Genomic DNA, 26061 nt, shown 5'->3' with positions numbered 1-26061 from the left:
CGGCCCGCGCGCGCGGGCAGCCATGACCTTTGCCGGTGTGCGAGGCCGCGTCGCCGACTATGATGGCGGTCGGCCAGTTGGGGATTGCCTGATGAAGTACACCGTATCCGCGCGGATCGGAGCGCTGCGCCTGACCGTATCGTCGCTGCTTCTGGGCTTGCTGGCGGGAGGCGCCGGCGCACAGGTCGCCACCGTCCCGGTCGCCGGCATCGCCGACCGCACACCGCGAACGATCGCGCTTACGCACGCGCGCCTGGTGGTCCGGCCCGGCACGGTCGTCGAGGACGGTACCTTGCTGGTGCGCGACGGCGTCATCGTCGCCGCGGGGCGCAAGGTTTCCATACCGGCGGGCACCGCCGTCACCGATCTGGGCGGTCGCAGCGTATTCGCCGGCTTCGTCGACGCCGGCAGCGACTACGGCCAGCCGCCACCGCCGCCGGTCCGCACGGAAGCGCCCGGTCGCGTGGCCGCTCCGGCAGAGGCGGCAGCGGGCGCGGGGCACTGGAACCGGCGCGTCAAGGCCGAGCACCGCGTCGCCGATACGTTCAAGCCGGATGGTTCACGCGCCACCGCATTGCGCGGCAACGGCTTCACCAGCGTGCTCTCCACGCCGAAACAGGGCATTTTCCGCGGTCAGGCGGCCCTGGTGACGACGGCCGACAGCGGTCGCCCCAACGAGATCCTGGTCGCTGCCGATGCCGCCCAGCAGGTCGCCTTCGAGCAGGCGCGCGGTTCGGACGACTACCCGACGTCGCTGATGGGCGCGATCGCGCTGATCCGCCAGACCTTCCTCGACGCGCAGTGGCAGCAGCAGCGGTCGGCCTGGCAGGACAAGCACCGGCAGGCCGAGCGCATCGAGGCCAACGCCGCGCTCGATGCGCTGGCGGCGCCGCTGGCCGGACGCCAGCCGGTGATCTTCGCGACCGAGGACGAACTGGACTATCAGCGCGCACTCGCCCTGGCCGACGAGTTCAAGCTGCGGCCGATCCTGGCCGGCAACGGCCGCGAGTACCGTATGGCGACGGCACTCAAGGCAGCCGGCGTGCCGGTGATCGTGCCGCTCAAGACCAACGATGCCCCGGTGGTCGAGGACCCGGACCAGGCGCTGGACGTCTCGCTGTCCGAGCTCGAGCACTGGGAATGGGCGCCCTACAACGCGCGCGTGCTGGCCGAGGCCGGTGTCACGTTCGCGCTGACGGCCGGGAGCCTGAAGAAGCCGGACGAGTTCTGGCCGGCGCTGCGCAAGGCGGTGGAGAAGGGACTCGACGAGGACGCGGCGCTGGCGGCCCTGACCACGCATCCGGCGAAGATGCTCGGGCTGGACGATCGCATCGGCACGCTCGAACCGGGCCGCCGCGCCGATTTCATCGTTGCGGATGCCGACCTGTTCCGTTCCGACAAGGCGCGCGTCCGCGAGACCTGGGTCGGCGGCCGGCGCTACGAGGTGGCCGCCGGCGCGACCGACACACGCGGTACCTGGTCGCTCGCCTGGACCGGCACCCAGGGACCGGCGCAGCTGGAGATCACCGGCGAGACTGGCGATCCGGTGATCAAGGCCGGCGCGACGACGATTCCGGCGACGGTCGCCAAGGACCAGATGCTGCTCTATCCGCCGGGCAGCCTGCTCGGGCGCTCCGAGGAGCGCGTGACGGTGGTCGCGACGATCGATGGCGACCGCCTGCAGGGACGGGCGCCGCTGCCCGGTGGCGGGGAAGCGGTCGTGACCGGCCATCGCACGCAGGCGTCGCCGCGTGCGGCTGATGCGGCCAAGCCGCGCCCGACGCTGCCGGCACCTGCATTGCGCTATCCGGCCGGCGAGTTCGGCCGCGCCGGCCTGCCGGCGCAGCCGCGGGCGGTGATCGTCCGCGGCGCCACGATCTGGACGCAGGGGCCGCAGGGCCGGCTCGAGCAGGCGGACCTGCTGGTCGAGAAGGGCCGCATCGCGGCGGTCGGGCAGGGGCTCAAGGCGCCTGCCGATGCGGTCGAGATCGACGGGCGCGGCAAGCACGTCTCGCCGGGCATCATCGATGCGCACTCGCACATCGCGATCGCGCGTGGCGTCAACGAAGGGTCGCATGCGGTCACCAGCGAGGTACGCATCGGTGACGTGCTCGATCCGACCGACATCACGATCTATCGCCAGCTGGGCGGCGGCGTGACCTCCGCCCAGCTGCTGCACGGCTCGGCCAATCCGATCGGCGGGCAATCGCAGGTCATCAAGCTGCGCTGGGGCAGCGACGCGGCGGGACTGCGCTTCGCCGGCGTGACGCCGACGATCAAGTTCGCGCTCGGTGAGAACGTCAAGCAGTCCAACTGGGGCTCGGAATTCACCTCGCGCTACCCGCAGACGCGGATGGGCGTGCCGGAGATCATGCTCGACCAGTTCCTGGCGGCACGCGGCTACGCGGCGCGGCTGCGGGAGAAGGGCGGCGCGCCGGTCCGGCGGGACCTGCGGCTGGAGGCGCTGGTCCAGGTGCTGGCCGGTGAACGCATCGTGCACATTCACAGCTACCGCCAGGACGAGATCCTCGCCTTCGCGCGCATCGCCCAGCGGCTGAAGTTCGTGCCGGTGTTCCAGCACATCCTCGAAGGCTACAAGGTCGCGGACGTGCTCGCCGATCTCGGCGCCGGCGCATCCACCTTCAGCGACTGGTGGGCCTACAAGATGGAAGTGGTCGATGCGATTCCATACAACGGCGCACTGATGGCGGCCCAGGACGTGGTGGTGTCGTTCAATTCCGACGACGGCGAGATGGCCCGTCGCCTCAACACCGAGGCGGCGAAGGCGATCAAATACGGTGGTCTGGCGGAGACAGCGGCGCTCGACCTGGTCACGCGCAATCCCGCCCGGCAGCTGCGCATCGACGGCCGCGTCGGTTCGCTGGAGGCGGGCAAGGATGCGGACTTCGTCATCTGGAGCGACAGCCCCCTCTCGACGCTCGCCTATGCCGAACAGACCTGGATCGACGGGCGCCGCTACTTCGACCGCACCGAGGACCGTGCCGAGCAGGCGCGGATCGAAGCCGAGCGCACGCGGCTGATCGCCGCGGTCCTGCCGGAGCGGGTGAAGGCCCTGGCGAAGAAGGGCGACAAGGTGCCCAAGAAGGATGCCGCCGGCGAGCCCGCGCCCGTGCCACCCGAGAACGAGATCGACATCCACGCGCTCGACCGCATCCGGCCGATCTACCACGACGGGGAATCGATCCATCTTTGCAGCGGACTGGAGGCACACTGATGAACCGTTTCTTCGCTTCCGTCGCGCTGGCCGCAGCCTTGTCCACGCAAGCCGGCGCCGAGGCGCCGGCCGAGACCATCGTGCTGATCGGCGCGGATCTGCACACGATCAGCCACGGCGTCATCGCCGGCGGCCAGCTGCTGATCCGGGACGGCAAGATCGCCGCGCTCGGTCCGCAGGTGGACGTGCCGGCCGGCGCACGGCGGATCGACCTGGCCGGCAAGCGCGTCTATCCGGGCCTGATCGCCGCCAACAGCATCCTCGGCCTCACCGAGGTGTCCTCGGTGCGCGCCACCAACGACTACAGCGAGGCAGGCGCCAGCACGCCGGAAGTCCGCGCCGAGGTGGCCGTCAATCCGGACACGGAACTGTGGCCGGTCGCCCGCGCCAACGGCGTGCTGAGCGCCCTGGTGATGCCGCGCGCCGGCAGCGACGGCGTGATCGCCGGCCAGGCGGCCCTGATGCAGGCCGATGGCTGGACCTACGAGCAGATGACCGTGGCGCCCTCGCTGGGCATGGTCGTCGCCTGGCCGTCGGCGCGCGTGCCGGACTGGCTGCCCGAGGAGCGCAAGCAGCGCATCCGCGAGGGCGTGCAGAAGAAGCGCGACGCGCTCGAGCAGGCGATCCGCGATGCGCGTGCCTACCAGGCCGCGCAGCAGGCCGGCACGGTGAGCGTGGCGGACCTGCGCGACGAGGCGATGCTGCCGGTCATCGAGGGACGCATGCCGCTGCTGGTGCTGGCCAACGACGCCGTGCAGATCCGCGAGGCGCTGGCCTTCGCGGCGCGCGAGAAGCTGCGGCTGGTCCTCGTCGGCGGCAGTGACGCCTGGCGGCTGGCCGCCGCTCTCAAGGCGCAGGACGTCCCGGTGATCCTCGGCTCCTCGCACAACCTGCCGCTGCGGCGCTGGGAAGGCTACGACGCGGTCTTCGCCGCAGCGGGCAAGCTGGCGGCCGCCGGCGTGCGCCTGGCGATCGCCAACGACGGTGACGCCATGTCGGCGATGAACGAGCGCAACCTGCCGTACCAGGCGGCGAGCTACGCGGCGCACGGCCTGGGTGCCGAGGCGGCGCTGCACGCGATCACGCTCGGGCCGGCGCAGATCCTCGGCGTTGCCGATCGCCTCGGCTCGCTCGACGCCGGCAAGGAAGCGACGCTGTTCGTCGCCGACGGCGACATCCTCGACATCCGCTCCACCGTGGAGCGGGCCTGGGTCGCCGGTCGCGAGGTCGACCTGACCAACAAGCAGTCCCGGCTCTACCAGCAGTACCAGCGCAAGTACCGCGGCGAACCGAAGGGCTGACCGCGCCGCAGGACGCGCGAGCCGGCGCAGGATCACCTGCGCCGGCCGCCGGAACGGATATGGCATGCTGCGCCGGCGCCTCTTGCCGGACGGACCATGATGCCCAGTACGCTGCGTGCGCTGATCTTCGATGTCGACGGTACGCTGGCCGATACCGAGCGCGACGGTCATCGCATCGCGTTCAACCGCGCGTTCGCCGACGCCGGGTTGCCGTGGCACTGGGACGTGGCGGGCTACGGCGAGCTGCTGGCCGTAACCGGTGGCCGCGAGCGGCTGCTGCACTTCATGGACGCCCACGTGCCGCAGATGGCCCAGGCCGAACGCGAGATGCTGGCGCGCCGGCTGCACCAGCGCAAGACCGACCACTACCTGCACCTGGTCGAGCACGGAGCCATCGCCTGGCGCCCGGGCGTCCTGCGCCTGATCGCGCAGGCGCGCGAGGCCGGCGTTGCGTTGGCGATCGCGACCACCACGACCCGCGCCAATGTCCTCGCGCTGCTGAAGCATGCGGGCGATGCCTGTCCGGCCGAGGCGTTCGCTGTCCTCGGCGCCGCCGAGGACAGCGAACGCAAGAAGCCGGACCCGGGCATCTACTTTCATGTGCTGGATCGGCTCGGTCTGGCGCCCGGGCAGTGCATCGCCGTCGAGGATTCCCAGGCCGGGCTGCAGGCCTCGCGTGCCACCGGCATCGCCACCGTCGTGACGGTCAACGACTACACGCGGCTGCAGGATTTCGCCGGTGCCTTGAGCGTCGTGAGCGACCTGGGCGAACCGACGGTACCGGCCCGCCATCTTCAGGGACTTGCGTTGCGCGGAGCTTGCGTGGACCTGGCGCAGTTGCGCGTCTGGCTCCACGATCGCGACGAGGCGGCCTGATCGATCACCGCACCGGTCCGGCCGCACGCAGACGCTGTGCTGCCGGCGCCCTCATCGACAGGCAGCGCCTTTCGAGAATCCGCCTGCTGGGCGCGGTCCAACGTAGGATCGTTTGCGGGGCGACGGCGCAAGCGGTTGGTCCGCGTAGCCGGCGGCTTGGCGTTGTCGCCGTCGCGTGAAGTGAGAAAGGAGATGGACGGCCCTTTCTCGGCACCTGCCAGAGGACCTCCGGCGGCTAGTGGTGTGGCGGTGGGTCAGGGATTCGAACCCTGGAAGGGATTGCTCCCTTGCTAGTTTTCAAGACTAGTGCCTTCAACCGCTCGGCCAACCCACCTTGTTGTACGACGCGCCGGGAAATCTGCCCGGGTTCGCCGTGTTTGCAGCCTCTGGGCCGCAGCTCCCAGCACTCATGCCGTCAGTCCACCGGGCACGCTGTCCGGTTCATCTGATTGGCCCCTGCCGGGGCGCGACAGTCTACACGCTCGTAAAAAAGCGTGCGCTTGGTCACCAATCGCGTTTTTGTGATGATTCTCTCGTTGTTACAGGGTTGTCTGCCGGAGAGCAGGGGGCGAAACTGAACGCGTTGGTACAGGGGAAGCCCATGATTCGCATAGTCTTGGTCGACGATCACGAACTGGTTCGCACCGGCTTCAGGATGATCATTGCGGCGCAACTGGATCTGTCGGTGGTCGGCGAAGCGTCCGACGGCGAGACGGGGCTGGCGCTGATCCGGCGCGAGAAGCCCGATGTCGCGCTGGTGGACGTGCACATGCCGGGCCTGAGCGGCGTCGAACTGACCGAGCGCGTCAACCGTTCCAAGCTGGCCACGCGCATCATCATCCTGTCGATGGTCAGCGACTCGCCGTTTCCGAGGCGTCTGCTGGAGGCGGGGGCGGGTGGATACCTGACCAAGGGATGCCCCGCCGAGGAACTGCTGAAGGCGATCCGGGCGGTCGCCGATGGCCGGCGCTATCTGGCCCAGCACGTCGCCGAGCAACTGGCCCTGAGTGCGCTGGATGGCCATCGCGATTCCCCGTTCGAACTGTTGACGGCGCGTGAGCTCGAAGTGGCGATGATGCTGGCGCAGGGACGGGAGATGCGTGACATCGCGCGCATCATGAAGCTGAGCGCGAAAACCGTCGCGACCTACAAGTACCGCCTGTTCGACAAGCTGCGTGTCGACAATACGGTGGCATTGGCACATCTGGCCGGACAACACGGCCTGATCGACCGGCCGTTGCCGGGCGCCTGATCCGGCGCCGGGCCGATGGCGGCCGGCCCGGTGGCACCGGGCCGGTGGTTCCTTCCGAGATCTGCGTGGACTGCGCTGGCCGGGTCCGGGATGCCGGCTGGGCCGCATTCCCGCTCCGGCCGATCGTGCCGGAGCGGGAGGTGGCGATCCTGCAGCTAGTCGCCGCTGTCGCGTGCCGGCGGCGTGTTCGCTGCCGGCGCCTGTTCGGACCGGGCCGGCGCTGACGCGGGAGCGACCGGACGGGACAACGGCAGTTCGGTTTGCGTCGTCGAAACAGGGGCCGGAGCCGAGGCCGGAGCCGAGGCCGGAGCCGAGGCCGGAGCCGAGGCCGGAGCCGAGGCCGGAGCCGAGGCCGGAGCCGAGGCCGGAGCCGAGGCCGGAGCCGAGGCCGGAGCCGAGGCCGGAGCCGAGGCCGGAGCCGAGGCCGGAGCCGAGGCCGGAGCCGAGGCCGGAGCCGAGGCCGGAGCCGAGGCCGGAGCCGAGGCCGGAGCCGAGGCCGGAGCCGAGGCCGGAGCCGAGGCCGGAGCCGAGGCCGGAGCCGAGGCCGGAGCCGAGGCCGGAGCCGAGACCGGAGCCGAGACCGGAGCCGAGACCGGAGCCGAGACCGGAGCCGAGACCGGAGCCGAGACCGGAGCCGAGGCCGGAGCCGAGACCGGAGCCGGGACCGGAGCCGAGACCGGAGCCGAGACCGGAGCCGAGACCGGAGCCGAGACCGGAGCCGAGACCGGAGCCGAGACCGGAGCAGGAGCCGGACGGGACGCGGCGGGCGCCGCTGCGGCTGCGGCCGGCACCGATGCCGGCTTCACCGCGGGGAACGTCGAGGCGGCCGTCCCGGTACGCGTGTCGGAGGCGTCGGATCGCTGCGCCGGCGGCGTCGCGCCGCGCGGCGACGGCGCAGGGGCCGTATCGGTGGTGTGGTCCGCGTCCTCGTCATCGAAATCGATGCCGTCGGAGGACGACTCGGTCGCCGTCATGTCGACTTCGCTGCCGGCGCCCTTGCGGTTGCGGCGACCGCCGCGACGGCCACGACGGCGCGAACGGCCTTCGCCGGTCTTGCCTTCTGCGGCTGCGCTTCCCGGTGCGGTGGCATCGGTGGTGCCGGCGGGCGCCTGCGTCGGCAGGGGCTTGTCGATGGCTGCCGCGGTGGTCGAGGGCGAGCCGGCCAGCGTGGTGGCTACTGCAGGCGTGGCTGCCACCGCCGCGGCGGCAGCGGCTGCCGGCTGCGTCGCTGCGGGTTTCGCCGCTGCCGGTGCCTTGTCGGCCGCCGGCGAGGTGGGCCGGCTCTCGGACGGGCGGCGCTGCTGGGCGCGCTCGTTCTGCTGGCGTCCCGGCTGGGAAGCACCGGGCCGTCCATTGCGATCGCGAGGCGCCGCACCCTGACCCTGCGGCCGGGTCGACGCGGCGCCGCGGGCTTCACGGGCGGGCGGCTTCGGGCCGCGCTCATTGCGTGCCGCGGGGGCAGCGGCGGGCTTGGGGGCCGGCTTGGCGGGCGGCGCGGCGGCGGTATCCGGGGCCGGGCGGAACCAGCCCACCAGCCGCGACAGGAAGCCGCCGGCCTGCGGGCGTGCCGGTGCGGGCGCCGGCGCGACGACCACCGGCTCGGCTTCTTCGCGCTGCGGCGCGGGCTGGGCCGGCACGACGCGCGTGACCGCGGGCTGTTCCGGCTCGACGCTGGGACGGGCCATCTGCGGCAGCTCGGTCGGCTGCACCGGGGTCAGCCGCTGGTAGCTGGGCTTGTTGTCCTCGCCGATGTCCGAGGCGCGGATGCGCTGGATCTCGAGGTGCGGTGTCTCGAGCTTCTCGTCGGCGACCACGATGACGGCCACGTCGTGACGCAGCTCGATCTCGGCGAGCTGCTTGCGCTTCTCGTTCAGCAGGAAATTGGCGACTTCCGAAGGCGCCTGCACCAGCACCTGGCCGGTGCTGTCCTTCATCGCGTGCTCCTCGACCAGCCGCAGCGCCGACAGCGACAGCGACTCGACGCCGCGGATGCGGCCGTGGCCGTCGCAGCGCGGGCAGACGATCTGCGTCGATTCGCCGAGGCTCGGGCGCAGGCGCTGGCGCGACATCTCCAGCAGTCCGAACTTGGAGATGCGGCCGAGCTGGACGCGGGCGCGATCGAGCTTGAGCGCGTCACGCAGCTTTTCCTCGACCTCACGCTGGTGCTTGGGGCTGTCCATGTCGATGAAATCGATCACGATCAGGCCGCCCGCGTCGCGGATGCGCAGCTGGCGGGCGATCTCGACCGCGGCCTCGCAGTTGGTGTTGAACGCGGTTTCCTCGATGTCGCCGCCCTTGGTCGAGCGCGCCGAGTTGATGTCGACCGCGGTCAGCGCCTCGGTCTGGTCGATCACGATCGATCCGCCGGACGGCAGCCGCACCTGGCGCTCGAAGGCGTTCTCGATCTGCGTCTCGATCTGGAACCGCGAGAACAGCGGGACGGTGTCCTTGTACAGCTTGAGCTTGCGCAGGTTGTTCGGCATGACCTGCTGCACGAACTCGCGCGCGTCGCTGTACAGCTCCTCGCTGTCGATCAGGATCTCGCCGATGTCGTTGCGCAGGTAGTCGCGGAGCGCGCGGATGATCAGGCGCGACTCCTGGTAGATCAGGAACGGCGCGTGGCGCGTCGTGGCGGCCTCGGAGATGGCCTTCCACAGCTGCAGCAGGTAGTCCAGGTCCCATTGCAGCTCTTCGGCGTCGCGGCCCATGCCCGCGGTGCGCACGATCAGGCCCATCTCGTCGGGGACGCTGAGGTGGTCCAGGGCTTCCTTGAGCGCCTGCCGGTCCTCGCCCTCGATCCGGCGCGACACGCCGCCGGCGCGCGGGTTGTTGGGCATCAGCACCATGTAGCGGCCGGCCAGGCTGATGAAGGTCGTCAGCGCCGCGCCCTTGTTGCCGCGCTCCTCCTTGTCGACCTGAACGAGCAGTTCCTGGCCTTCCTTCAGCAGCTCGCGGATGCCGGCCTTGTTGTGGTCGACGCCGGGCGTGAAGTACTGCCGGGAGATCTCCTTGACCGGCAGGAAGCCGTGGCGCTCGCCGCCGTACTCGACGAAGCAGGCCTCCAGCGAGGGTTCCACGCGGGTGATGCGACCCTTGTAGATGTTGGACTTCTTCTGCTCGCGAGACGGGATCTCGATGTCGAGGTCGTACAGGGTCTGGCCATCGACGATGGCCACACGCAACTCTTCACGCTGAGTTGCGTTGATCAACATGCGCTTCATTGTAGGTTCCTTTCACAAGCGCTCGACTGCTGCCGCGCGGCGCGCTGGAATCGTTCGCGCTGCGTCACCCGCGTTTCGCGGATCTCGGCCTCAGGAGCGCCGTTTGTTCGTTCGGTGCCGGCGCTTCCACGCGCCGGCGGTCATTGGGTTGCTGCTCATCCGGACACCCCCGCCGCCATGCCGGCCGCGGGCAATCTCCGACTCGAACCGTTACGATGACCGCGATTCCCGCGCGACGCTCCTACGGAGCCGTTCGGCGGGGCCCGACAGGGCGTGACGGGCGAGTGCGCCATGTGGATTCCGGACTCCCTCGAAAGGGGCCTCGGACCGGCGCAATGCGCCGCAACATAGTACCAGTGGACCCCGGAAATCTCCAATAATGACGCGTACTTCGGCCAATCAGAGCGCGGAAAACCCGACCCCGGGAGTACAGAAGGTTCAGGTTCCGGCGGACCGGGAGGGGCAGCGCCTGGACAATTTCCTGGCGACGCGGCTCAAGGGCGTTCCCAAGAGCCTGATCTACCGGCTGTTGCGTACCGGCCAGGTCCGCGTGAACGGCGGGCGCGCGAAGCCGGACCAGCGCCTGGTCGCCGGGGACGAGGTACGCCTGCCGCCGGTGCGGACCGCCGAGCGGGAGGCGACAGCCGCACCGCCGACCAGCCAGACCGACCGGGTCGAGGCCGCCGTCATCCACGAGGATCGCGATTTCCTCGTGATCGACAAGCCCTCGGGCGTGGCCAGCCACGGCGGCAGCGGAGTCAGCTTCGGGGCGATCGAGCTGTTGCGGGCAGCCCGCCCGCGCGACACGCTGGAACTGGTCCATCGCCTGGATCGCGATACCAGCGGCGTGCTGGTCTTCTCGCGGCGCCGGTCGGCCCTGACCGCCCTGCAGACCGAGATCCGCGAGGGGCGGGTGACCAAGCACTACCTCGCCTTGCTGGAGGGGCGGCTGCCGCAGGCCCGGATGACGGTCGACGCGCCGTTGCGCAAGTCGGTCCTGCAGGGGGGCGAGCGGATGGTCAGGGTGGATCCGGACGGCAAGCCGTCGCGCTCGCACATCCGCCAGGTGGAGCAATACGCGGCAGCGACCCTGGCCGAGGTCGCACTGGAAACCGGCCGGACCCACCAGATCCGCGTCCATTGCGCACACATCGGTCATCCGCTCGCCGGCGACGAGAAGTACGGCGCGCGCGACTTCAACCGGACGATGCGCGAGGCGGGCCTGCGGCGCCTGTTCCTGCATGCGGCGCGGTTCGAGTTCGCGCTCGGCGAGCGCGCCTACAGTTTTTCCGCGCCGCTGCCGGCGGAACTGGCCGGCGTGCTCGATCGCCTCAGCTGAACAGGCCTTCGACGCGCGCCGCGCAGACGAAGTCGTTTAGCGACAGGCCGCCGACGTCGTGGGTCGAGAACCGCACCAGGGCGCGCGCATAGCCGATCTCGAGGTCGGGATGGTGATCCTCGGCGTGGGCGATCCAGGCCAATGCGTTGATGAAGGCCATCGTCCGGTGGAAGTCGTCGAACCGGAAGGTCTTGCGGATCTCGCGCGTTCCCGGCGTCAGCTCCCAGCCCGGCAACAGCTTGAGATGCGCGGCAATGGCCGCATCGTCCAGGGCATGGTCCGGGCCCTTGCGCGGCCGGCAGTGCTGGGCCTGAAGTTCGGCCAGGGTCATGGAAGCCTCCGATAGCGACGGGATCGTCGAGTATAGGCGCCGGTCCCGATCGCATTCCATCCGGTAGACTGCACCCATGATCGTTCTATCGCAAAACGCCCAGGACCATTTCCGCCGGTTGATCGAGCAACAGGAGATCGCCGAACTCGGCATCCGCCTGCGCGCCGTCCATGCCGGCACGCCGCAGGGCGACTGCCAGCTCGAGTTCTGCGAGCCGGGCGACCTGCGCGGGGACGAGTGGGAAGTCCAGTGCAGCGGCTTTTCGCTCTACGTCGAAGGCACCAGCGTGCCGTTCCTCGACGGGGCCGAGGTCGATTTCATCCGCGACGCCACCGGCGGGCAGCTGACGATCCGCGCCCCGGCACTGCGCGGCGTACCGCTGGCGGACGACGCCTCCGTCGTCGAGCGCGTGCGGCACGTCATCGAGACCGAGATCAATCCGCAACTGGCCTCGCATGGCGGCCGGGTCGGCCTGCGCGAGGTCACGGCCGACGGGGTGGTCGTGCTGCAGTTCGGTGGCGGCTGCCACGGCTGCGGCATGGTCGACACCACGCTTCGCAACGGTGTCGAGCAGACGTTGCGGCAACGCGTCCCGGAAATCACCGCGGTGCGTGACGCCACCGATCACGCCACCGGCGAGAACCCCTACTTCAGCAAGGCCGCCGGCGGCTAGCGCGATTCGCGGCGCATCGTTCGCGGTCCGCGTCCGGCGCGAGCCGCGCGGGACCGCATCCGCTTCGCGGGACTGCGGTTCTCCGCCTGTGCGGCGGCTCAGGCCAGGTCCAGCGTATCCGGCGCGATCCGCGCCAGGCGCACGGCGATCTCCGGCGCCTGGTCGAGCAGCCGGTAGCCGCCGTAGTCGAACCCCGGAGCGACCGTGCACCCGACCAGCGCGTAGGCGCCCAGTGGACGTGCCGCTTGCCAGGTTCCAGCCGCGACCACGATCACCGGATTGGCCGCCGGTGCCGCCGGTGCCAGGAGATGGCGGCGGATCGCATCGTGCTCCGGGTCGAAGCACAGCAGCTCGACCGGTTCGCCTTCGAGGAAATGCCAGACCTCGTCCGCATCGACGCAATGCCACCGGCTGATCTCGCCGGCGGCGAGCAGGTAGTGGATGGCCGTCGCCGCCGGCCGCCCCGGCTGGCTGGAAGCGAGGGCGGATTGATAGATCCGGCGAAAGCGTCCGCCTTCGACGTGGGGTTCGAGCGCGAGCAGGCCGATCAGCTCCGCGGCACGCGGGTGCAGGGGCGGCAGGGCGTCCGTCGGCACGGGGCTCATCGGGCCGGCGATCCGCGCAGGATGGCCAGCAGCTCGCCGGCGGTGCGGATGCGCTCGGCGGCGCCGGGCAGCTCCATCTTGATGCGCAGCTTGTCCTGCCCGTCCAGCGCGAAGACGCGGGGCTGGGTCTGGATCAGGCCGATCACGCGCATCGGGTCGAAATTCGGCTTGGGCGTGAAGAGGACCCGGCCCCCGTTGGCGCCGAGTTCCAGCTTGCGGATGCCCAGCGGTGTCGCCGCCAGCTTGATCGCGGTGGTCGCGAACAACTGCTTGACCGGGTCCGGCAGCAGTCCGAAGCGGTCGATCATCTCTACCTGCAGCTCGCGCAGCTGGTCTTCGTCGGTAGCGCTGGCGATGCGCTTGTAGAGGGTCAGGCGGGCGTTGACGTCGGGCAGGTAGTCGTCCGGGATCAGCGCGGGCACGTGCAGGTCGATCTCCGCCTCGTGCTCGCTGGTCAGGTCGAAATCCGGCACCTTGCCGGACTTGAGCGCCTTGACCGCGCGATCGAGCATGTCGCGATACAGCGAGAAGCCGACCTCCTCGATCTGTCCGGACTGCTCCTCGCCGAGCAGCTCGCCGGCGCCGCGGATCTCCAGGTCGTGCGTCGCCAGCGTGAAGCCGGCACCGAGCTCCTCCAGCGAGGCCAGCGCTTCCAGGCGCTTCTCCGCGTCGGCGGTGATCGCGCGGTGATCGGGGACGACCAGGTAGGCGTAGGCGCGATGATGCGAGCGGCCGACGCGGCCCCGCAGCTGGTGCAGCTGGGCCAGGCCGAAGCGATCGGCGCGATTGATGACGATCGTGTTGGCGGTGGGTACGTCGATGCCCGACTCGATGATCGTCGTGCAGACCAGGACGTTGTGCCGCTGCCGGTAGAAATCGAGCATCGCCTGCTCCAGCTCGCGCTCGGCCATCTGGCCGTGGGCGATGCGGATGCGCGCGTCGGGCACCAGCTCCGCGAGCTCGCGCGCGGTCTTCTCGATCGTCTCGACCTCGTTGTGCAGGAAATAGACCTGGCCGCCGCGCTGCAGCTCGCGCTGGAAGGCCTCGCGGATCAGCGCCGGGTCCCAGCTGCCGATGAAGGTCTTGACCGCCAGCCGGTGCGCCGGCGGCGTGGCGATGATCGACAGGTCGCGCAGTCCGGCCATCGCCATGTTGAGCGTGCGCGGGATCGGCGTGGCGGTCAGCGTCAGCAGGTCCACCTCGGCGCGCAGCTTCTTGAGCTGTTCCTTCTGCCGCACGCCGAAGCGCTGCTCCTCGTCGACGATCACCAGCCCAAGGTCCTTGAACCGGACGTCGGGCTGCAGCAGCTTGTGGGTGCCGATCATGATGTCGATCTGGCCCTGCGTCAGCTTGGCGATCGCCGCCTCGGTCTCCTTCTTCGACTTGAACCGCGACAGCACCTCGACGCGGACCGGCCAGTCCGCCAGCCGGTCGCGGAAATTCTGGTAGTGCTGCTGGGCGAGCAGGGTGGTCGGCGCCAGGATCGCCACCTGCTTGCCGGCGGTGGCGGTGACGAACGCGGCACGCAGCGCGACCTCGGTCTTGCCGAAGCCGACGTCGCCGCAGACCACCCGGTCCATCGCACGGCCGGCGGCCAGGTCGGCGATGACGGCCTCGATCGCCTGCAGCTGGTCGGGGGTTTCCTCGAACGGAAACGCCGCGGCGAACTGGTCGTACATCGCGCGGTCGATCGCCATCGCGGTGCCGACCCGCGCCTCGCGCTGGGCGTAGATCGCCAGCAGTTCCGCGGCGACGTCGCGTACCTTTTCGGCCGCCCGCTTCTTGGCCCGCTCCCAGGCGTCGCCGCCGAGCGAATGCAGCGGCGCCAGTTCCGGCGGCGTGCCCGAGTAGCGGCTGACCAGGTGCAACTGCGCCACCGGTACGTAGAGCTTGTCGCCCTTGGCGTACTCGATCGCGAGGAACTCGCCGCCCTCGCCGCCGATGTCGAGCTTCAACAGGCCCTGGTAGCGGCCCACGCCGTGATCGATGTGCACGATCGGCGCGCCGATCGCCAGCTCCGAGAGGTCGCGGATGACCGCTTCGGGGTCGCGGGCGGCGCGCTTGCGCCGCCGGGCCTGCTGCGCGCGCTCGCCGAGCAGTTCGCGCTCGGTCAGCAGCGCCAGCGCCGGCGTGTCCAGTGCGAATCCGCGTTCGAGCGGGGCGACCGTGATCGCCAATGGCAACTGCGCATCCGGCGACGCGTCGGCGAATTCGGCCCAGGACGCCACCGTCTCCGGCTGCAGGCCGGCGGCCTGCAACTGCTCGATCAGGGTCTCGCGCCGACCGGCCGAATCGGCCGTGATCAGCACGCGGCCGGGATAGGCGCCGAGGAACCGCTTGAGTTCGCCGGCCGTGTCCTGCGTCTGGTTCAGGGGCAGGCTCGGCACCGGCCGCGTGCCGGTGTCGATCGCGTGCTCGTTGTCGCCGCGGGCCACCACTTCGACGCGCAGCTGGCGGTTGAGCTGCTCGCGCAGGTGTTCCGGCGGCAGGTACAGCTCCGCCGGCGGCAGCACCGGGCGCTCGATGTCGTGCGCGCGCTGGTCGTAGCGGTCGGCGGCCTGCGCGAAGAACGGTTCGGCGGCGTCCAGCGCCTGGTCACCGAGCACGAACAGGGCCTGTGGCGCGAGGTAGTCGAACAGCGTCTCGGTGCGCTCGAAGAACAGCGGCAGGTAGTACTCGATGCCCGCCGGCGCAGTGCCCTCGCGGATGTCCTGATAGAGCGGGCAGCGACGCGGATCGATCGGGAACCGCTCGCGCAGCAGGGCGCGGAACGCCTTGGCCGACTCCTCGGTCAGCGGGAACTCGCGCCCCGGCAGCAACCGCACGTGCTCGACTTTGTGCGCCGACCGCTGGGTCTCCGGATCGAACGTGCGGATCGAATCGATCTCCTCGTCGAACAGCTCGACCCGGTAGGGTGTCGCGCTTCCCATCGGGAAGACGTCGAGCAGGGCGCCGCGTACGGCGAAGTCGCCCGGTTCGAGCACCTGCGGCACATTCCGGTAGCCGGCCGCTTCCAGACGCCGCCGCTCGTCGGCGAGATCCAGCGTCTGTCCGCGCTCCAGGACCAGTCCGGAGCCGGCGACATAGCTGCGCGGCGCCAGCCGCTGCATCAGGGTCGCGATCGGGACGACCAGGACGCCGCGGTCGAGCGACGGCAGCCGGTACAGCGTGGCGATGCGCTGCGAGACGATGTCGGGGTGCGGCGCGAACAGGTCGTACGGCAGCGTCTCCCAATCCGGGAAATGCAGCACCGGTACGTCCGCTCCGGCGAACGTCGCGATCTCCGCTTCCAGCGCGTGCGCCGAGTGCGTGTCGCGCGTCACCGCGATCACCAGGCCGGCGTGCCGGCGGGCCGTCTCGACCAGCAGCCACGACAGTGCCGATCCCGGGGGCGTGATCCAGAATCGGCGTTGCTTGGGCGACGAGGGGAACAGGGATGCGGGAATCGGCAAGGTCATCGGCGGTGCGGAAAACGACGGCAGCGCCGGCGGCACGATGCCGCCAGCGCAAAGGCGCGAAGTCTAGCAGGACTGCCCAGGAGGGCAGGCAGCGTGGCGGCGCTGGCGGCAGCGCGACCGGCTCTGCACGAAGTGTCGAGCGGCGGCCGGCGATGGCGGATCGTCCGGCCTCACCCCGCGCGCCGGTGCGGTGCGTGCGACGGACGAAGCGCCGCTACGGCGGGAAACAAAAATTTGCAGCGTGGCAACGGAAGCGGCCGTCGATGCCGCTTCCGCAAGCGGTCAGCGCCAGGGACGCGGGCGACTGCTCTTGTCGCTATTGGACGCGCGACGGCGAATTTCGGCTTCGATACGTTGGTGCTCGGCGCAGCGAAAGCCGGAGGCCATGACGGCCTCCCAGGCGCGGATCTTCAGTTCATGCTCGTCATGCTGCGACAAGTCATTGAATGTATAGGGGATTACATTCGACATAGGGGCTGGCCTCAATCAGGGGACGCCCACCCGGCCTTTAGGGGGAGCTTCCGTGGTTCTGCACGCCCCATGCCAAGCATTCCGGCCGGATCGGTGCGAGTTCCCGATCGACCTGCGCTGGGCGGGGGCTGGATCTTCCGTGACCGGTCACCTCGATCTTTGCCCGTATCGCAAAAGTATGCGCGAAAACGCCGGACTGTGGATGCTGCGTCGCAGCATCGACGGCCGGCTCAATCGAGCAGGCGCCACGCCCGCACGACCGTCGCATCGTCGGCGCGTCGCTGGCGCTGGAATCCCAGCCGCGCGACCAGATCGATCATCGCGCCGTTGTCGGCCAGCACGTCGCCCCAGATCTCGGTCATGCCGCGGCTGCGCGCTTCGGCGATCAGGCGATCCATCAGGGCCTGGCCGAGGCCGACACCGGTCCATGACGGATCGATCGCGATCGCGAACTCGGCCGCCGCTGCCGCGTAGTCGCAATGGATGCGCGCCTCGCCACGGATCTCGCTGCCGTCCGGATCGGTGGCCACGATCGCATGGGTCTGTTGCGGGTCGACGTTGCACATCCAGGTGGCGATGCGCTCGGGCAACTCGTTCATCGCATGAAAGACACGCTGGTGCACCTGGTCGGGGGTCAGCCGCGCGAAGGCGCGGCGCAAGGCTGCCACGTCGCCCGGGTGGATCGGGCGGATCCGCACCTCGCGGCCGTCCCGCGTGACGAACCTCTCGCCGGCCGCCGGTGGTGCCAGCGGCGAGGCGCGCGCTGCCGGCGGCCGGATCGCGGAGAGATAGTCGTTCATGGATTTCGCTACACTGGCGCAGTTGCCGACCGCTGTCGATGGACCGGCGTATTTTGCGCTGCAGCATCGGCGTTTGCCTGAACATCACGCCTCCGCCGCGCCCGCACCGGACGCCTGCGCTAGGCGGCCCGGGGGAGAACTGCGATGACCGCCACGAAGGCCCTGACGATCGATCAGCTCGATACGCTGTGCGCGGCGCTGCCCGGCGCGACGCGCTCGATCAAGTGGGAGGTGGACCTGGTCTGGAGCGTGGGCGGCAAGATGTTCGTGGTCTACTGCACGCTGGGGCCGGAGCGCGGGCGCCTGTCGTTCAAGGTCGATACCGACCGTTTCCTGGAACTGAGCGACCAGCCGGGCATGATGGCGGCACCCTACATGGCGCGGGCGTTCTGGATCTGCGTGTCGGAGCCGGAGCGCTACGCCAGCCGGACGCTCGCCGAGCATGTCCGGCACTCCTATACGCTGGTGCGGAGCCGCCTGTCCAAGCGCATGCAGGCCAGCCTGCCCGACGCGTAGCCCGCGGCCGGCTTCTCAGTGGATGCCGACGCCGATGCCGAGGCTGATGGTGGGCTTGTCGAACTGGAAGCCGGAGGGCCATACGTGCACGGCCTGCGCGCGCACCAGCGGGAACACGTAGTCGCGTTGCTGGATCGGCTTGACGCGTGAGCCGGCCAGGCGGCCGTGGACGGTGACGTAGCGCCCCTCGGGATAGTCGTAGGCTTCGACGTAGCCCGGCAGGACCAGGATGAAGCGGCCTTCGCTGCGTGCCTCGGGCAACGGCCGCTGCGCGCGGTCCATCGGGTAGCCGACCAGCTCCACCTCGGTGGTGGTCTCGCGGTTCTCCACGGCGATGATCCGGCCCGCCCACACCACTTCACCCTCGGTGTAGCGCTCCGGCGCGCGCTGCACGTCGAGCGGCGTCGCGTCGATGCGGTTGGCGACGTCCTTGAATACCGGCGTAGCGCAGCCGGCCACCAGCACGGTAACGACCAGCACGAGGGACCGCAGCGGCGAAAAGGCGAGGGAAAGGGACATGGCGCAGATGAGAGGGCGGTACGGCATTGTAGTGCGTGAGCGCGCGCGCGGCGTCAAGGGCCCGCCAGCCAGGTCAGGCGCGACCGGCCGAGACCGGCGTCGCCCAGGTGGCGCGCGAGGACGTCCAGCGCCGGCTGCAGTGCCTGTTCGAAGCGCCAGGGCGGATTGACGATCGCCATGCCGCAGCCGTTGAGGCGCAACGGCGTGTCCGCCGGGCGCAGCAGCACCTCGGCCACCAGCACGCGGGCGGCGCCGGCCTCGTGCGCCAGCCAGCGATGGAACGGCACCACGTCGGCATCCTGCTTGATCGGATACCAGATCGCGTAGACGCCGGATGGCCAGCGCGCCAGCGCCGGCCGCAGGGCCGATTCGATCGTCGCGAACTCGCCGGCCTGGGCTTCGAACGGCGGGTCGATCAGTACCACGCCGCGTCGCTGCACCGGCGGCAGCAAGGCCTTGAGCGCGCCGTAGCCGTCGCGCTGGTGCACGGCCAGGCGCGGGTCGTCGCGGAACAAGGCCTTCAGCGCGGCGGCCTCTTCGGGGTGCAGTTCGCACAGGATCGCCCGGTCCTGTTCGCGCAGGAGCGACTGCGCGAGCAGCGGCGAGCCGGGGTAGATCGTGACCGCCTCGGCGTCGGCGTTGCAGGCGGCCACCTGCCGCAGGTAGTCCGCCAGCAGCGGCGGCAGGGCGGCAACCCCGGCCAGGCGCTGGATGCCGCCGTGGTGCTCGCCGGTCTTTTCGGCCTGCTCGGCGCGCAGGTCGTAGCGGCCGCGGCCGGCATGGCTGTCGACGTAGCACAGCGCCGTGGGCTTGGCCTGCAGGGCCTGGATCAGGCCGACCAGCACCGCATGTTTGAGCACGTCGGCGAAATTGCCGGCGTGATAGGCGTGGCGATAGTTCAGGGGAGGCTGCCCGTTGCGAAGACGGCGCGATTGTAGGGCAGGCCGGCACGGCCGATCGCACTCGCGGTGGAGGCGGCAAACCGGTAAGAATGCGCCCAGCCGCCGGTGCCGTGGCGGACGCGCCGTCGGGGAGAGGGGAGACATGAAGCGAGTGTTGCGGTGGTTGATGGGCCTGGTGCTGGCGGTCGTGCTCGTGGCCGGTGCCTTCTTCGTTCACGTCTGGTACTTCAAGCCGGCGCGGGTCGACTGGTTCTATGCGCGCACGTTCGCGCAGTTCGCGCTCGACAGCCCGGAAATGCTGAGCAGCATGCGCGTGCTGCCCGGTTGGATGGATTTCTACGGCGGCCGCCTCGACGACGCCTCGCTGGCGCACGAAGCCGAGCAGCTCGACCTGCTCGAGCGCAGCCAGGTCACCCTGCGGCGCTATGACCGGTCCGCGCTGGACGCGGCCGGCCGGCTTTCCTACGACGTGCTCGACTACTACCTCGGCATCGCCAAGGAGGGCACCGACCGCTTCCGCCATCACGACTACCCGATCAACCAGATGAGCGGCGTGCACACCGACCTGCCGGCCTTCATGACCAGCACGCATTCGGTGAGCGACCTGCGCGACGCACGCAACTACGTGGCCCGCCTGCGGCTGTTCCCGCGCAAGTTCGACCAGGTGCGCGAGGGTCTGGAGCTGCGCGAGGCCGGCAACCTGCTGCCGCCGCGGTTCGCGGTCGAGAAGGTGCTCGGCCAGATCGACAGCTTCCTCGCGCCCGCGCCCGACCAGAATCCGCTGTACACCACCTTCGCCCAGAAGCTCGACAAGCTGCCCGCCGGCACGATCGAGCCGGCGATGCGCGATGCGCTGCTGGCCGATGCGGCCCATACGATCGAGCACAGCGTCTATCCGGCCTATCGCGCGCTGGCGGCGTACTTCTCGGCGCTGAAGCAGAAGGTGCACGAGGACCACGGCGTGTGGAGTCTGCCCGACGGCGACGCCTACTACGCCTGGCGCGTGCGCCTGTTCACGACCACCGACATGACGCCGGAGGAGGTGCACACGCTCGGGCTGGCGGAGGTCGCGCGCATCGCCGGCGAAATGGAGCCGATCCTGCAGGCGCAGGGCCTGACCGAGGGCAGCGTCGGTGCGCGCGTCCAGCAGCTCGCCCAGCGGCCGGACCAGCGCTACCCGGACAGCGACGAAGGCCGGCAGGCGATTTTGGCCGAATACCAGCGCCTGCTCGACGAGATCGACGCCGGCGTCGGCAGCGCCTTCGACGTGCGCCCCAAGCTCGGCGTCGAGGTCCGTGCCGTACCCGAGTACGCCCAGGACGGCAAGGCCGGCGCCTACTACCAGCGCGGTGCGTTCGACGGCTCGCGCCCGGGACTGTTCTACGTGAACCTGCGCGATCCGGGCTCGACGCCACGCTTCGCGATGCGCACGCTGGCCTATCACGAGGGCATCCCCGGCCATCATTTCCAGATCGCGATCGCCCAGGAGCTCAAGGGCGTGCCGTTCTTCCGCCGCATCCTCGGCTTCACCGCCTATGCGGAAGGGTGGGCGCTCTACGCCGAGCGGCTGGCCTGGGAAATGGGCTTCGGCCGCGACCCGCTCGACAGCCTCGGCCGCCTGCGTGACGAGATGATGCGGGCGGTCCGGCTGGTCGTGGACAGCGGCATCCACCACCAGCGCTGGACGCGCGAGCAGGCGATCACCTACATGCGCGAGAACACCGGCATGGCCGAGGCCGAGGTCACGACCGAGATCGAGCGCTACTTCGTCATGCCCGGCCAGGCGCTGGCCTACAAGGCCGGCATGCTGAAGATCCTCGCGCTGCGCGAGCGGGCGAAGGCGCGGCTCGGCGAGCGCTTCGACCTGCGCGCGTTCCACAACCAGGTGCTGACCCACGGCTCGCTGCCGCTGGCGCTGCTCGAGCAGATCGTCGACGACTGGATCGAGCGCACCTTGTCCGGCCAGCCGTAGGCCGCATATCGATCCGCCGGGCCCGCGCGCCCGGCGCGGCGCTGTCGCCGGACGCGGGCACCGGCCTGCGGCGTTGCGTGCACGCGCCCGGCCGGCACGGCTCGCTACAATCGCCCACAGCCCGGCACGGTCGGCCTTCCGCCGGCCGCGCCTTGGACCGCAGCTGGAGACCCATCGGTGACGACGCACGTAGAGACCTTCACCGGCGCGACGATCGGTCCGTACCTGGACGACGTCGCGCGTCTGCGGATCGCCGTCTTCCGCGCGTTTCCGTACCTGTACGACGGCGACGTCGGCTACGAGGCGCGCTACCTGCAGACCTATTCGCACTCGCCCGAGAGCCTGTTCGTGCTGGCGTTCGACGATGACCGCGTCATCGGCGCCTCGACCGGCATCCCGCTGACGGACGAGACCGGGGCGTTCCAGAAGCCGTTCGCCGCGCGCGGCACGCCACTGGGCAGCGTCTTCTACTTCGGCGAGTCGGTGCTGCTGCCCGAGTACCGCGGCCATGGCCTGGGTCATCGCTTCTTCGACGCGCGCGAAGCCTATGCGCGCCGGCTCGGCCGCTTCGACCTGACCGCATTCTGCGCGGTCGTGCGCGCGCCGGACGATCCACGCCGGCCCGACGGCTATCGCGCCAACGATGCGTTCTGGACCAAGCGCGGCTACGTCCAGCAGCCGGACATGCGCTGCGAGATCGAATGGAAGGAGCTCGGTGCCCCGACGCCGACCGTCCAGCAGCTCGCGTTCTGGCTGCGGCCGCTGGAGCGCGCGGCATGAAGGTGACGGTCGCCTGCGCGCAGTACGGCATCGGCGAGCCGGCGGATTTCGCGGCGTTCGCCGATCGCGTGGCCGGCCAGGTCGCGACGGCCGCCGCGCGAGGTGCCCGGTTCGTGATCCTGCCGGAGTACCTGGCACTGGAGGCGGCCGCCGGATTGCCGCCGGCCGTGCGCGGCGATTTCGCCGCCTCGCTCGCGGCGCTGCAGCCCGCGCACCAGGACTACCTGGACGCCATGGTCGCGCTCGCACGCCACCATCGTATCCACCTGGTGGCCGGCAGCTTCCTGCTCGACGTCGGCGGCGGACGCTATCGCAACCGTTCCTACCTGATCGCGCCGGACGGACGGACCGTCTTCCAGGACAAGTTGACGCTGACCGGCTTCGAGAAGGAGACCGGCCTCATCGAGCCCGGCGACCGGCTGAAGGTCTTCGAGACGGCGTTCGGCCGCGTGGCGATCGCCATCTGCTACGACATCGAGTTTCCGCTCTACGCCCGCCGCCAGGTCGAGGCGGGCGCGCGGCTGCTGCTGGTCCCCAGCTGCACCGATACCGAGGCGGGCGCCAATCGCGTGCGCTACGGCTGCCAGGCGCGCGCAATGGAGAACCAGGTCTTCGTCGCCTGCGCGGTCACGGCCGGCGAGGCGGCCTGGAGCCCGGCGCTGGATACCAATACCGGACGCGCTGCGATCTATACGCCGGTCGACCGCGGCTTTCCGTCCGACGGCGTGCAGGTCCGCGCCGACGAGGGTCCCGGCTGGGCGATCGCCGAAGTCGATCTGGCGGCGCTCGACACGCAACGGCAGCGTGGCCAGGTCGGCATCGCCGCCGACTGGCCTGCACAGCAGCGCCCGGATCTGGAACGGCCGATCGTCGAGGCCCTCTAGCGCGCTGGCGAGCAGGGTCGTCCTGCCCGTTCTCGCATGCGGTCGCGGCAAAGCCGCGCCATCGGTTCCACAGGTCGACCGCGTGCGCCACCGACCTGCGAGCGATCCATGGCTGGATCGCGCCAGCAGGCCGTTTCTCGACAACCTGCCCGGAGCGCGGTGCTCCGGGCGCCGGTACCGCAGCTGCTGCGACCGTCCGATGGGCCGGCGTCGTCTACACTTGCCTGCAGCTTCCAACACGTGGGCTCGATGACCCGTCACGTCTACCGATTCGGCACTTTCCGGCTCGACGCCGCGGCCCGCGAACTGTGGTCCGGCGCGGAGCGGCTGGTGGTGCCCAGCAGCGCGTTCGACTGCCTGGCCTATCTGGTCGAGCATCGCGATCGCGCGATCGGCCGCGACGAGCTGATCGCGGCGATCTGGGGGCGCTCGGACGTGACCGATACGCAGCTGGGCCAGGCGATCGTGCGGGTGCGCGGCGCCCTGGGCGATACCGGCCGGGAGCAGCAGTTCGTGCGCACCGTGCCGCGGTTCGGTTATCGGTTCGTCGCCGAGACCACGGTCGAGACCCCGATCGAATCGACTTCCGTACGCGCAACCGAGGCCGCGCCCGAGAGCGGGTCCGGCCTGGCGCCGGCCGCGCTGCCCGCACCAGCGGCGGCAGCTTCGGCCGGCCGGCCTGCGGGGTTTCGCGTCTGGCTGCTGGCGGTGGCGATCGGCCTGCTGGCCCTTGCGGTCGCGATCGTGCTGGGGTGGCCGGCCGGCCGGCAGGCGTCGAATGTGGCCGGTTCGACCGCGATCCCGCCGCCGGTCGCCGGGAGTGGTGCGCTGACGATCGTATGGCCGGCGTCGGTGAGCGCGCCGGCCGACTGGGCCTGGTTGCGGCTGGGCATCATGGACCTGGTCGCCACGCGCCTGCGAACGGCCGGCGTGCCGACGATGCCGAGCGACAACGTCGTCGGCCTGATGCGCGCCCAGACCGGGCAGGGCGAGGCACCGGGCGCCGACCTGATCCCTGCCGATGCGCTGCGGATCGAGCCGCGGGTCGAGCAGGACGCGACCACCTGGCAGGTGCGGCTGCACGCCACCGGGCGGGGTCAGGATCTGATCGCGGTGGGCGCGTCCGACGACGTGCTCAGCGCCGCGCGCGGCGCGGTGGATTCGCTGCTGATCAAGCTCGGTCACGCGCCGCCGCTCGGCAGCGAGCAGCCGCAGCACGCACTCGAGGAATTGTCCCAGCGCGTCAATGCCGCTTCGCTCTCCGGCCAGAACGCGTTGGCGGAGAACCTGATCCAGCAGGCGCCGGCCGAACTGCGCGATCACCCCGAGATCGGCTGGATGCTGGCCAACATCGAGTTGCGCGGCGGGCAGTACGCCAAGGCCGAGCAGCGCCTGACACAATTGCTCGACCGTGTCCCGACCACGTCGACGCTGCGTGGAAAGGTGCTCAATACGCTGGCCGCGATCTACGTGCGCCGCGACCAGCCCGGCCTCGCCCGCGAGGCCTACCAGGAGGCCGAGCGCGTGCTGCAGGGGCATGACGATTCGGCCTTGGGGCTGGCCTATCTCGGCCTGGGCCTGACGGCCGAGATGGAGGGGCGCGGCGACGAGGCGACCACCCGGCTCGGCCAGGCGCGAACGAAGTTCGAGGGCGCGGGCAACCTGCTCGGCGTCGCCCACGTCGACGCCAATCGCGCATCGATCGACCTGCTGCACTACCGGCCGGGCGATGCCGTGCCGCGGTTGCTCGATGTCGAGCGGCGCTTCTCCCGGCTCGGTGCGCAGGAGGAACTGACCTACAGCCGCATGATGCTGGCGCGCGCCTACCTGCAACTGCTGGAGACCGACCAGGCACTGGCGGCGATCGACCGCTGCTGGCCGCTGGAGACGCAGGTCGCCAACGAACGGCAGCGCTGGCAGGCGATCGCCGTGCGCGCCCAGGTGCTGGCGGCCGTGGGGCGCTTGACCGAGGCCGATGCGCTGCTGGCCCAGATCCGCAGCCAGGCCGATGCCGGACAGGATGCGGCGACGCGTGCAGTGGCCCTGGCCCTGGCTGCCGAGATCGCCGCCGGCCGCGGCCAGCCCGACGAGGAGGTCGCGCGGATCGCGCAATCGGCCCTGTCGCCGGCGCTGGAGGGGTTCAGCAACGACCGCCGCCTCTACCCGCTGACCTGGATGGTGCGCCTGCGCGCCCTGCGGCGTGCCGGTGCCACCGACGTCGCCGCCGCCGAGACCGCGCGGCTGGTGGCCTGGTTCGAAACCCCGTCCGACGATTGGCGCTCGGCCTGGGCCGAGCAGGCCAAGGCGGAACAGGCCTGGCGCGAAGGCGGCCGCGAGCAGGCCCTGCGGCATTTCGAAGCCGCCCTCGAGCGCATCCAGCGCCTGGGCATTCCGGAAGACACGATCGCCATCGCGCAGCCGTACGTGCTGGCCTTGATCGACAGCGGCGACACCGAAAGGGCCGGGGCCGTGGTCGGCCGCATCGCGGCCTGGGGCGAGCGCGATTTCCGCGTCGCCTGGGCACAGGCGCGCCTGTACCGCGCCCTCGATCGCCCCGCGGCCGCCCGGCAGGCCACCGAGCGCGCGCTGCAACTGGCCGGCGAGCGGGCCTTGCCGGGAGAACGGCGGACGTCGGCCGATCCCTCGTAGGCGCCGGCGTCCGGCGCTGCGGTTCTCGCGGCGGTTCGTGCTTCGCCCTCGGCGCGGCTCGATGACGGCGGTGTGAACGCAATGTGTTGTTTTGATTGAAGAGAAAGTTTTCCGAGTGTTTTCCGAAAGCCGGGCGAATGTTTCCAGCCGGGCTTTGGAGTGCTTCTCTCCGGGCCGGCCTTGACACTCCGGCGCCGACGCCTCGTTCAGGCAGGCCGCTTGCGTATCCGGCAGCGGCGCCCGGCGTCGAATTCGATCAACACAGCAACGGGGAGTC

The 26061-nt window shown here is 70.4% G+C and carries 18 protein-coding genes and 1 tRNA gene; 11 read left to right on the top strand and 8 right to left on the bottom strand.

All coding sequences use genetic code 11. The features are described from left to right. The first annotated feature begins 91 nt into the window (after window positions 1-91). The 3 genes from I596_RS12170 (at window position 92) to I596_RS12160 (ending at window position 5412) form a co-directional block, all read left to right on the top strand. Window positions 92-3235 carry an amidohydrolase family protein gene (locus I596_RS12170; RefSeq protein ID WP_067648273.1) on the top strand — a complete coding sequence of 1048 codons (3144 nt, stop codon included), beginning with the start codon at window positions 92-94 and terminating at the stop codon, window positions 3233-3235. Then, complete coding sequence (locus I596_RS12165; RefSeq protein ID WP_067648270.1) at window positions 3235-4536, top strand: amidohydrolase family protein; 1302 nt, start codon at window positions 3235-3237, stop codon at window positions 4534-4536. Before I596_RS12170 ends, I596_RS12165 begins: the two co-directional genes overlap by 1 nt. A gap of 96 nt (window positions 4537-4632) precedes the next feature. Next, entirely contained in the window at window positions 4633-5412 is a 780-nt protein-coding gene (locus tag I596_RS12160; protein ID WP_223303826.1) for an HAD-IA family hydrolase, read from the top strand. A gap of 244 nt (window positions 5413-5656) precedes the next feature. Here the strand turns inward: I596_RS12160 and I596_RS12155 are convergent. After that, window positions 5657-5746, bottom strand: a tRNA-Ser gene (locus I596_RS12155). Between the two features lie 267 nt (window positions 5747-6013). On the opposite strand from I596_RS12155, the gene I596_RS12150 reads away from it, so the two are divergent. Continuing rightward, on the top strand, window positions 6014-6664 hold the full coding sequence (locus I596_RS12150; protein WP_067648267.1) for a response regulator: 651 nt from the start codon (window positions 6014-6016) through the stop codon (window positions 6662-6664). 155 nt (window positions 6665-6819) lie between these two features. Here I596_RS12150 and I596_RS12145 read toward each other — a convergent pair whose 3' ends face one another. Further along, entirely contained in the window at window positions 6820-9885 is a 3066-nt protein-coding gene (locus I596_RS12145) for an Rne/Rng family ribonuclease (RefSeq protein WP_067648264.1), read from the bottom strand. 379 nt (window positions 9886-10264) lie between these two features. Between I596_RS12145 and I596_RS12140 the strand changes: the two genes are divergently transcribed. After that, window positions 10265-11224 carry an RluA family pseudouridine synthase gene (locus I596_RS12140; protein ID WP_067648261.1) on the top strand — a complete coding sequence of 320 codons (960 nt, stop codon included), beginning with the start codon at window positions 10265-10267 and terminating at the stop codon, window positions 11222-11224. Here I596_RS12140 and I596_RS12135 read toward each other — a convergent pair. After that, on the bottom strand, window positions 11217-11555 hold the full coding sequence (locus I596_RS12135) for a 4a-hydroxytetrahydrobiopterin dehydratase (RefSeq protein ID WP_067648259.1): 339 nt from the start codon (window positions 11553-11555) through the stop codon (window positions 11217-11219). The two genes, I596_RS12140 and I596_RS12135, sit on opposite strands and share 8 nt — an antisense overlap. A 76-nt stretch (window positions 11556-11631) precedes the next feature. Here I596_RS12135 and I596_RS12130 point away from each other — a divergent pair, with 76 nt between their 5' ends. After that, window positions 11632-12228, top strand: a complete 597-nt coding sequence (locus tag I596_RS12130; protein ID WP_067648256.1) for an NfuA family Fe-S biogenesis protein — start codon at window positions 11632-11634, stop codon at window positions 12226-12228. 98 nt (window positions 12229-12326) lie between these two features. Here the strand turns inward: I596_RS12130 and I596_RS12125 are convergent, their stop codons facing one another. The 3 genes from I596_RS12125 to I596_RS12115 all read right to left on the bottom strand — a co-directional run bounded on the left by I596_RS12125 (window position 12327) and on the right by I596_RS12115 (window position 17562). Continuing rightward, window positions 12327-12833: a cupin domain-containing protein gene (locus tag I596_RS12125; RefSeq protein ID WP_425478772.1), complete on the bottom strand. Its 507-nt coding sequence runs from the start codon at window positions 12831-12833 to the stop codon at window positions 12327-12329. Next, window positions 12830-16291: a transcription-repair coupling factor gene (gene mfd / locus I596_RS12120; protein ID WP_067651891.1), complete on the bottom strand. Its 3462-nt coding sequence runs from the start codon at window positions 16289-16291 to the stop codon at window positions 12830-12832. The genes I596_RS12125 and mfd overlap by 4 nt, the downstream gene beginning before the upstream one ends. A 701-nt stretch (window positions 16292-16992) precedes the next feature. After that, window positions 16993-17562: a GNAT family N-acetyltransferase gene (locus I596_RS12115; protein ID WP_067648253.1), complete on the bottom strand. Its 570-nt coding sequence runs from the start codon at window positions 17560-17562 to the stop codon at window positions 16993-16995. 144 nt (window positions 17563-17706) lie between these two features. Between I596_RS12115 and I596_RS12110 the strand changes: the two genes are divergently transcribed. Further along, window positions 17707-18078 (top strand): MmcQ/YjbR family DNA-binding protein, encoded by a 372-nt coding sequence (locus I596_RS12110; protein WP_067648250.1) that lies wholly within the window; start codon window positions 17707-17709, stop codon window positions 18076-18078. A 15-nt stretch (window positions 18079-18093) separates the two neighbouring features. Here the strand turns inward: I596_RS12110 and I596_RS12105 are convergent, their stop codons facing one another. Continuing rightward, entirely contained in the window at window positions 18094-18597 is a 504-nt protein-coding gene (locus tag I596_RS12105) for a Slp family lipoprotein (RefSeq protein ID WP_067648247.1), read from the bottom strand. Window positions 18598-18650: 53 nt separating this feature from the next. After that, window positions 18651-19499 carry a 23S rRNA (adenine(2030)-N(6))-methyltransferase RlmJ gene (locus tag I596_RS12100; protein ID WP_067651888.1) on the bottom strand — a complete coding sequence of 283 codons (849 nt, stop codon included), beginning with the start codon at window positions 19497-19499 and terminating at the stop codon, window positions 18651-18653. A 142-nt stretch (window positions 19500-19641) separates the two neighbouring features. Here I596_RS12100 and I596_RS12095 point away from each other — a divergent pair, with 142 nt between their 5' ends. The 4 genes from I596_RS12095 to I596_RS12080 all read left to right on the top strand — a co-directional run bounded on the left by I596_RS12095 (window position 19642) and on the right by I596_RS12080 (window position 25784). Beyond that, window positions 19642-21471, top strand: a complete 1830-nt coding sequence (locus I596_RS12095) for a DUF885 domain-containing protein (RefSeq protein ID WP_067648244.1) — start codon at window positions 19642-19644, stop codon at window positions 21469-21471. A gap of 177 nt (window positions 21472-21648) precedes the next feature. Next, window positions 21649-22251, top strand: a complete 603-nt coding sequence (locus I596_RS12090; protein ID WP_067648241.1) for a GNAT family N-acetyltransferase — start codon at window positions 21649-21651, stop codon at window positions 22249-22251. Window positions 22252-22253: 2 nt separating this feature from the next. Then, on the top strand, window positions 22254-23135 hold the full coding sequence (locus I596_RS12085) for a carbon-nitrogen hydrolase family protein (RefSeq protein WP_067651885.1): 882 nt from the start codon (window positions 22254-22256) through the stop codon (window positions 23133-23135). A gap of 249 nt (window positions 23136-23384) precedes the next feature. Then, window positions 23385-25784, top strand: a complete 2400-nt coding sequence (locus I596_RS12080; RefSeq protein ID WP_067648238.1) for a winged helix-turn-helix domain-containing protein — start codon at window positions 23385-23387, stop codon at window positions 25782-25784. The last annotated feature ends 277 nt before the right edge of the window (window positions 25785-26061 follow it).

The sequence above is a fragment of the Dokdonella koreensis DS-123 genome (genome assembly GCF_001632775.1).
GTDB classification, from domain to species: domain Bacteria; phylum Pseudomonadota; class Gammaproteobacteria; order Xanthomonadales; family Rhodanobacteraceae; genus Dokdonella; species Dokdonella koreensis.
The sequence above is the reverse complement of the archived record's forward strand: the minus strand, read 5'-3'. Positions and strand labels throughout refer to the sequence as shown.

Excerpts from the sequence above, each read along its gene's own strand:
- I596_RS12170 (WP_067648273.1), top strand. The coding sequence starts at position 92 with ATGAAGTACACCGTATCCGCGCGGATCGGAGCGCTGCGCCTGACCGTA.
- I596_RS12165 (WP_067648270.1), top strand. The coding sequence starts at position 3,235 with ATGAACCGTTTCTTCGCTTCCGTCGCGCTGGCCGCAGCCTTGTCCACG.
- I596_RS12160 (WP_223303826.1), top strand. The coding sequence starts at position 4,633 with ATGATGCCCAGTACGCTGCGTGCGCTGATCTTCGATGTCGACGGTACG.
- I596_RS12150 (WP_067648267.1), top strand. The coding sequence starts at position 6,014 with ATGATTCGCATAGTCTTGGTCGACGATCACGAACTGGTTCGCACCGGC.
- I596_RS12145 (WP_067648264.1), bottom strand. The coding sequence starts at position 9,885 with ATGAAGCGCATGTTGATCAACGCAACTCAGCGTGAAGAGTTGCGTGTG.
- I596_RS12140 (WP_067648261.1), top strand. The coding sequence starts at position 10,265 with ATGACGCGTACTTCGGCCAATCAGAGCGCGGAAAACCCGACCCCGGGA.
- I596_RS12135 (WP_067648259.1), bottom strand. The coding sequence starts at position 11,555 with ATGACCCTGGCCGAACTTCAGGCCCAGCACTGCCGGCCGCGCAAGGGC.
- I596_RS12130 (WP_067648256.1), top strand. The coding sequence starts at position 11,632 with ATGATCGTTCTATCGCAAAACGCCCAGGACCATTTCCGCCGGTTGATC.
- I596_RS12125 (WP_425478772.1), bottom strand. The coding sequence starts at position 12,833 with ATGAGCCCCGTGCCGACGGACGCCCTGCCGCCCCTGCACCCGCGTGCC.
- mfd (WP_067651891.1), bottom strand. The coding sequence starts at position 16,291 with ATGACCTTGCCGATTCCCGCATCCCTGTTCCCCTCGTCGCCCAAGCAA.
- I596_RS12115 (WP_067648253.1), bottom strand. The coding sequence starts at position 17,562 with ATGAACGACTATCTCTCCGCGATCCGGCCGCCGGCAGCGCGCGCCTCG.
- I596_RS12110 (WP_067648250.1), top strand. The coding sequence starts at position 17,707 with ATGACCGCCACGAAGGCCCTGACGATCGATCAGCTCGATACGCTGTGC.
- I596_RS12105 (WP_067648247.1), bottom strand. The coding sequence starts at position 18,597 with ATGTCCCTTTCCCTCGCCTTTTCGCCGCTGCGGTCCCTCGTGCTGGTC.
- I596_RS12095 (WP_067648244.1), top strand. The coding sequence starts at position 19,642 with ATGAAGCGAGTGTTGCGGTGGTTGATGGGCCTGGTGCTGGCGGTCGTG.
- I596_RS12080 (WP_067648238.1), top strand. The coding sequence starts at position 23,385 with ATGACCCGTCACGTCTACCGATTCGGCACTTTCCGGCTCGACGCCGCG.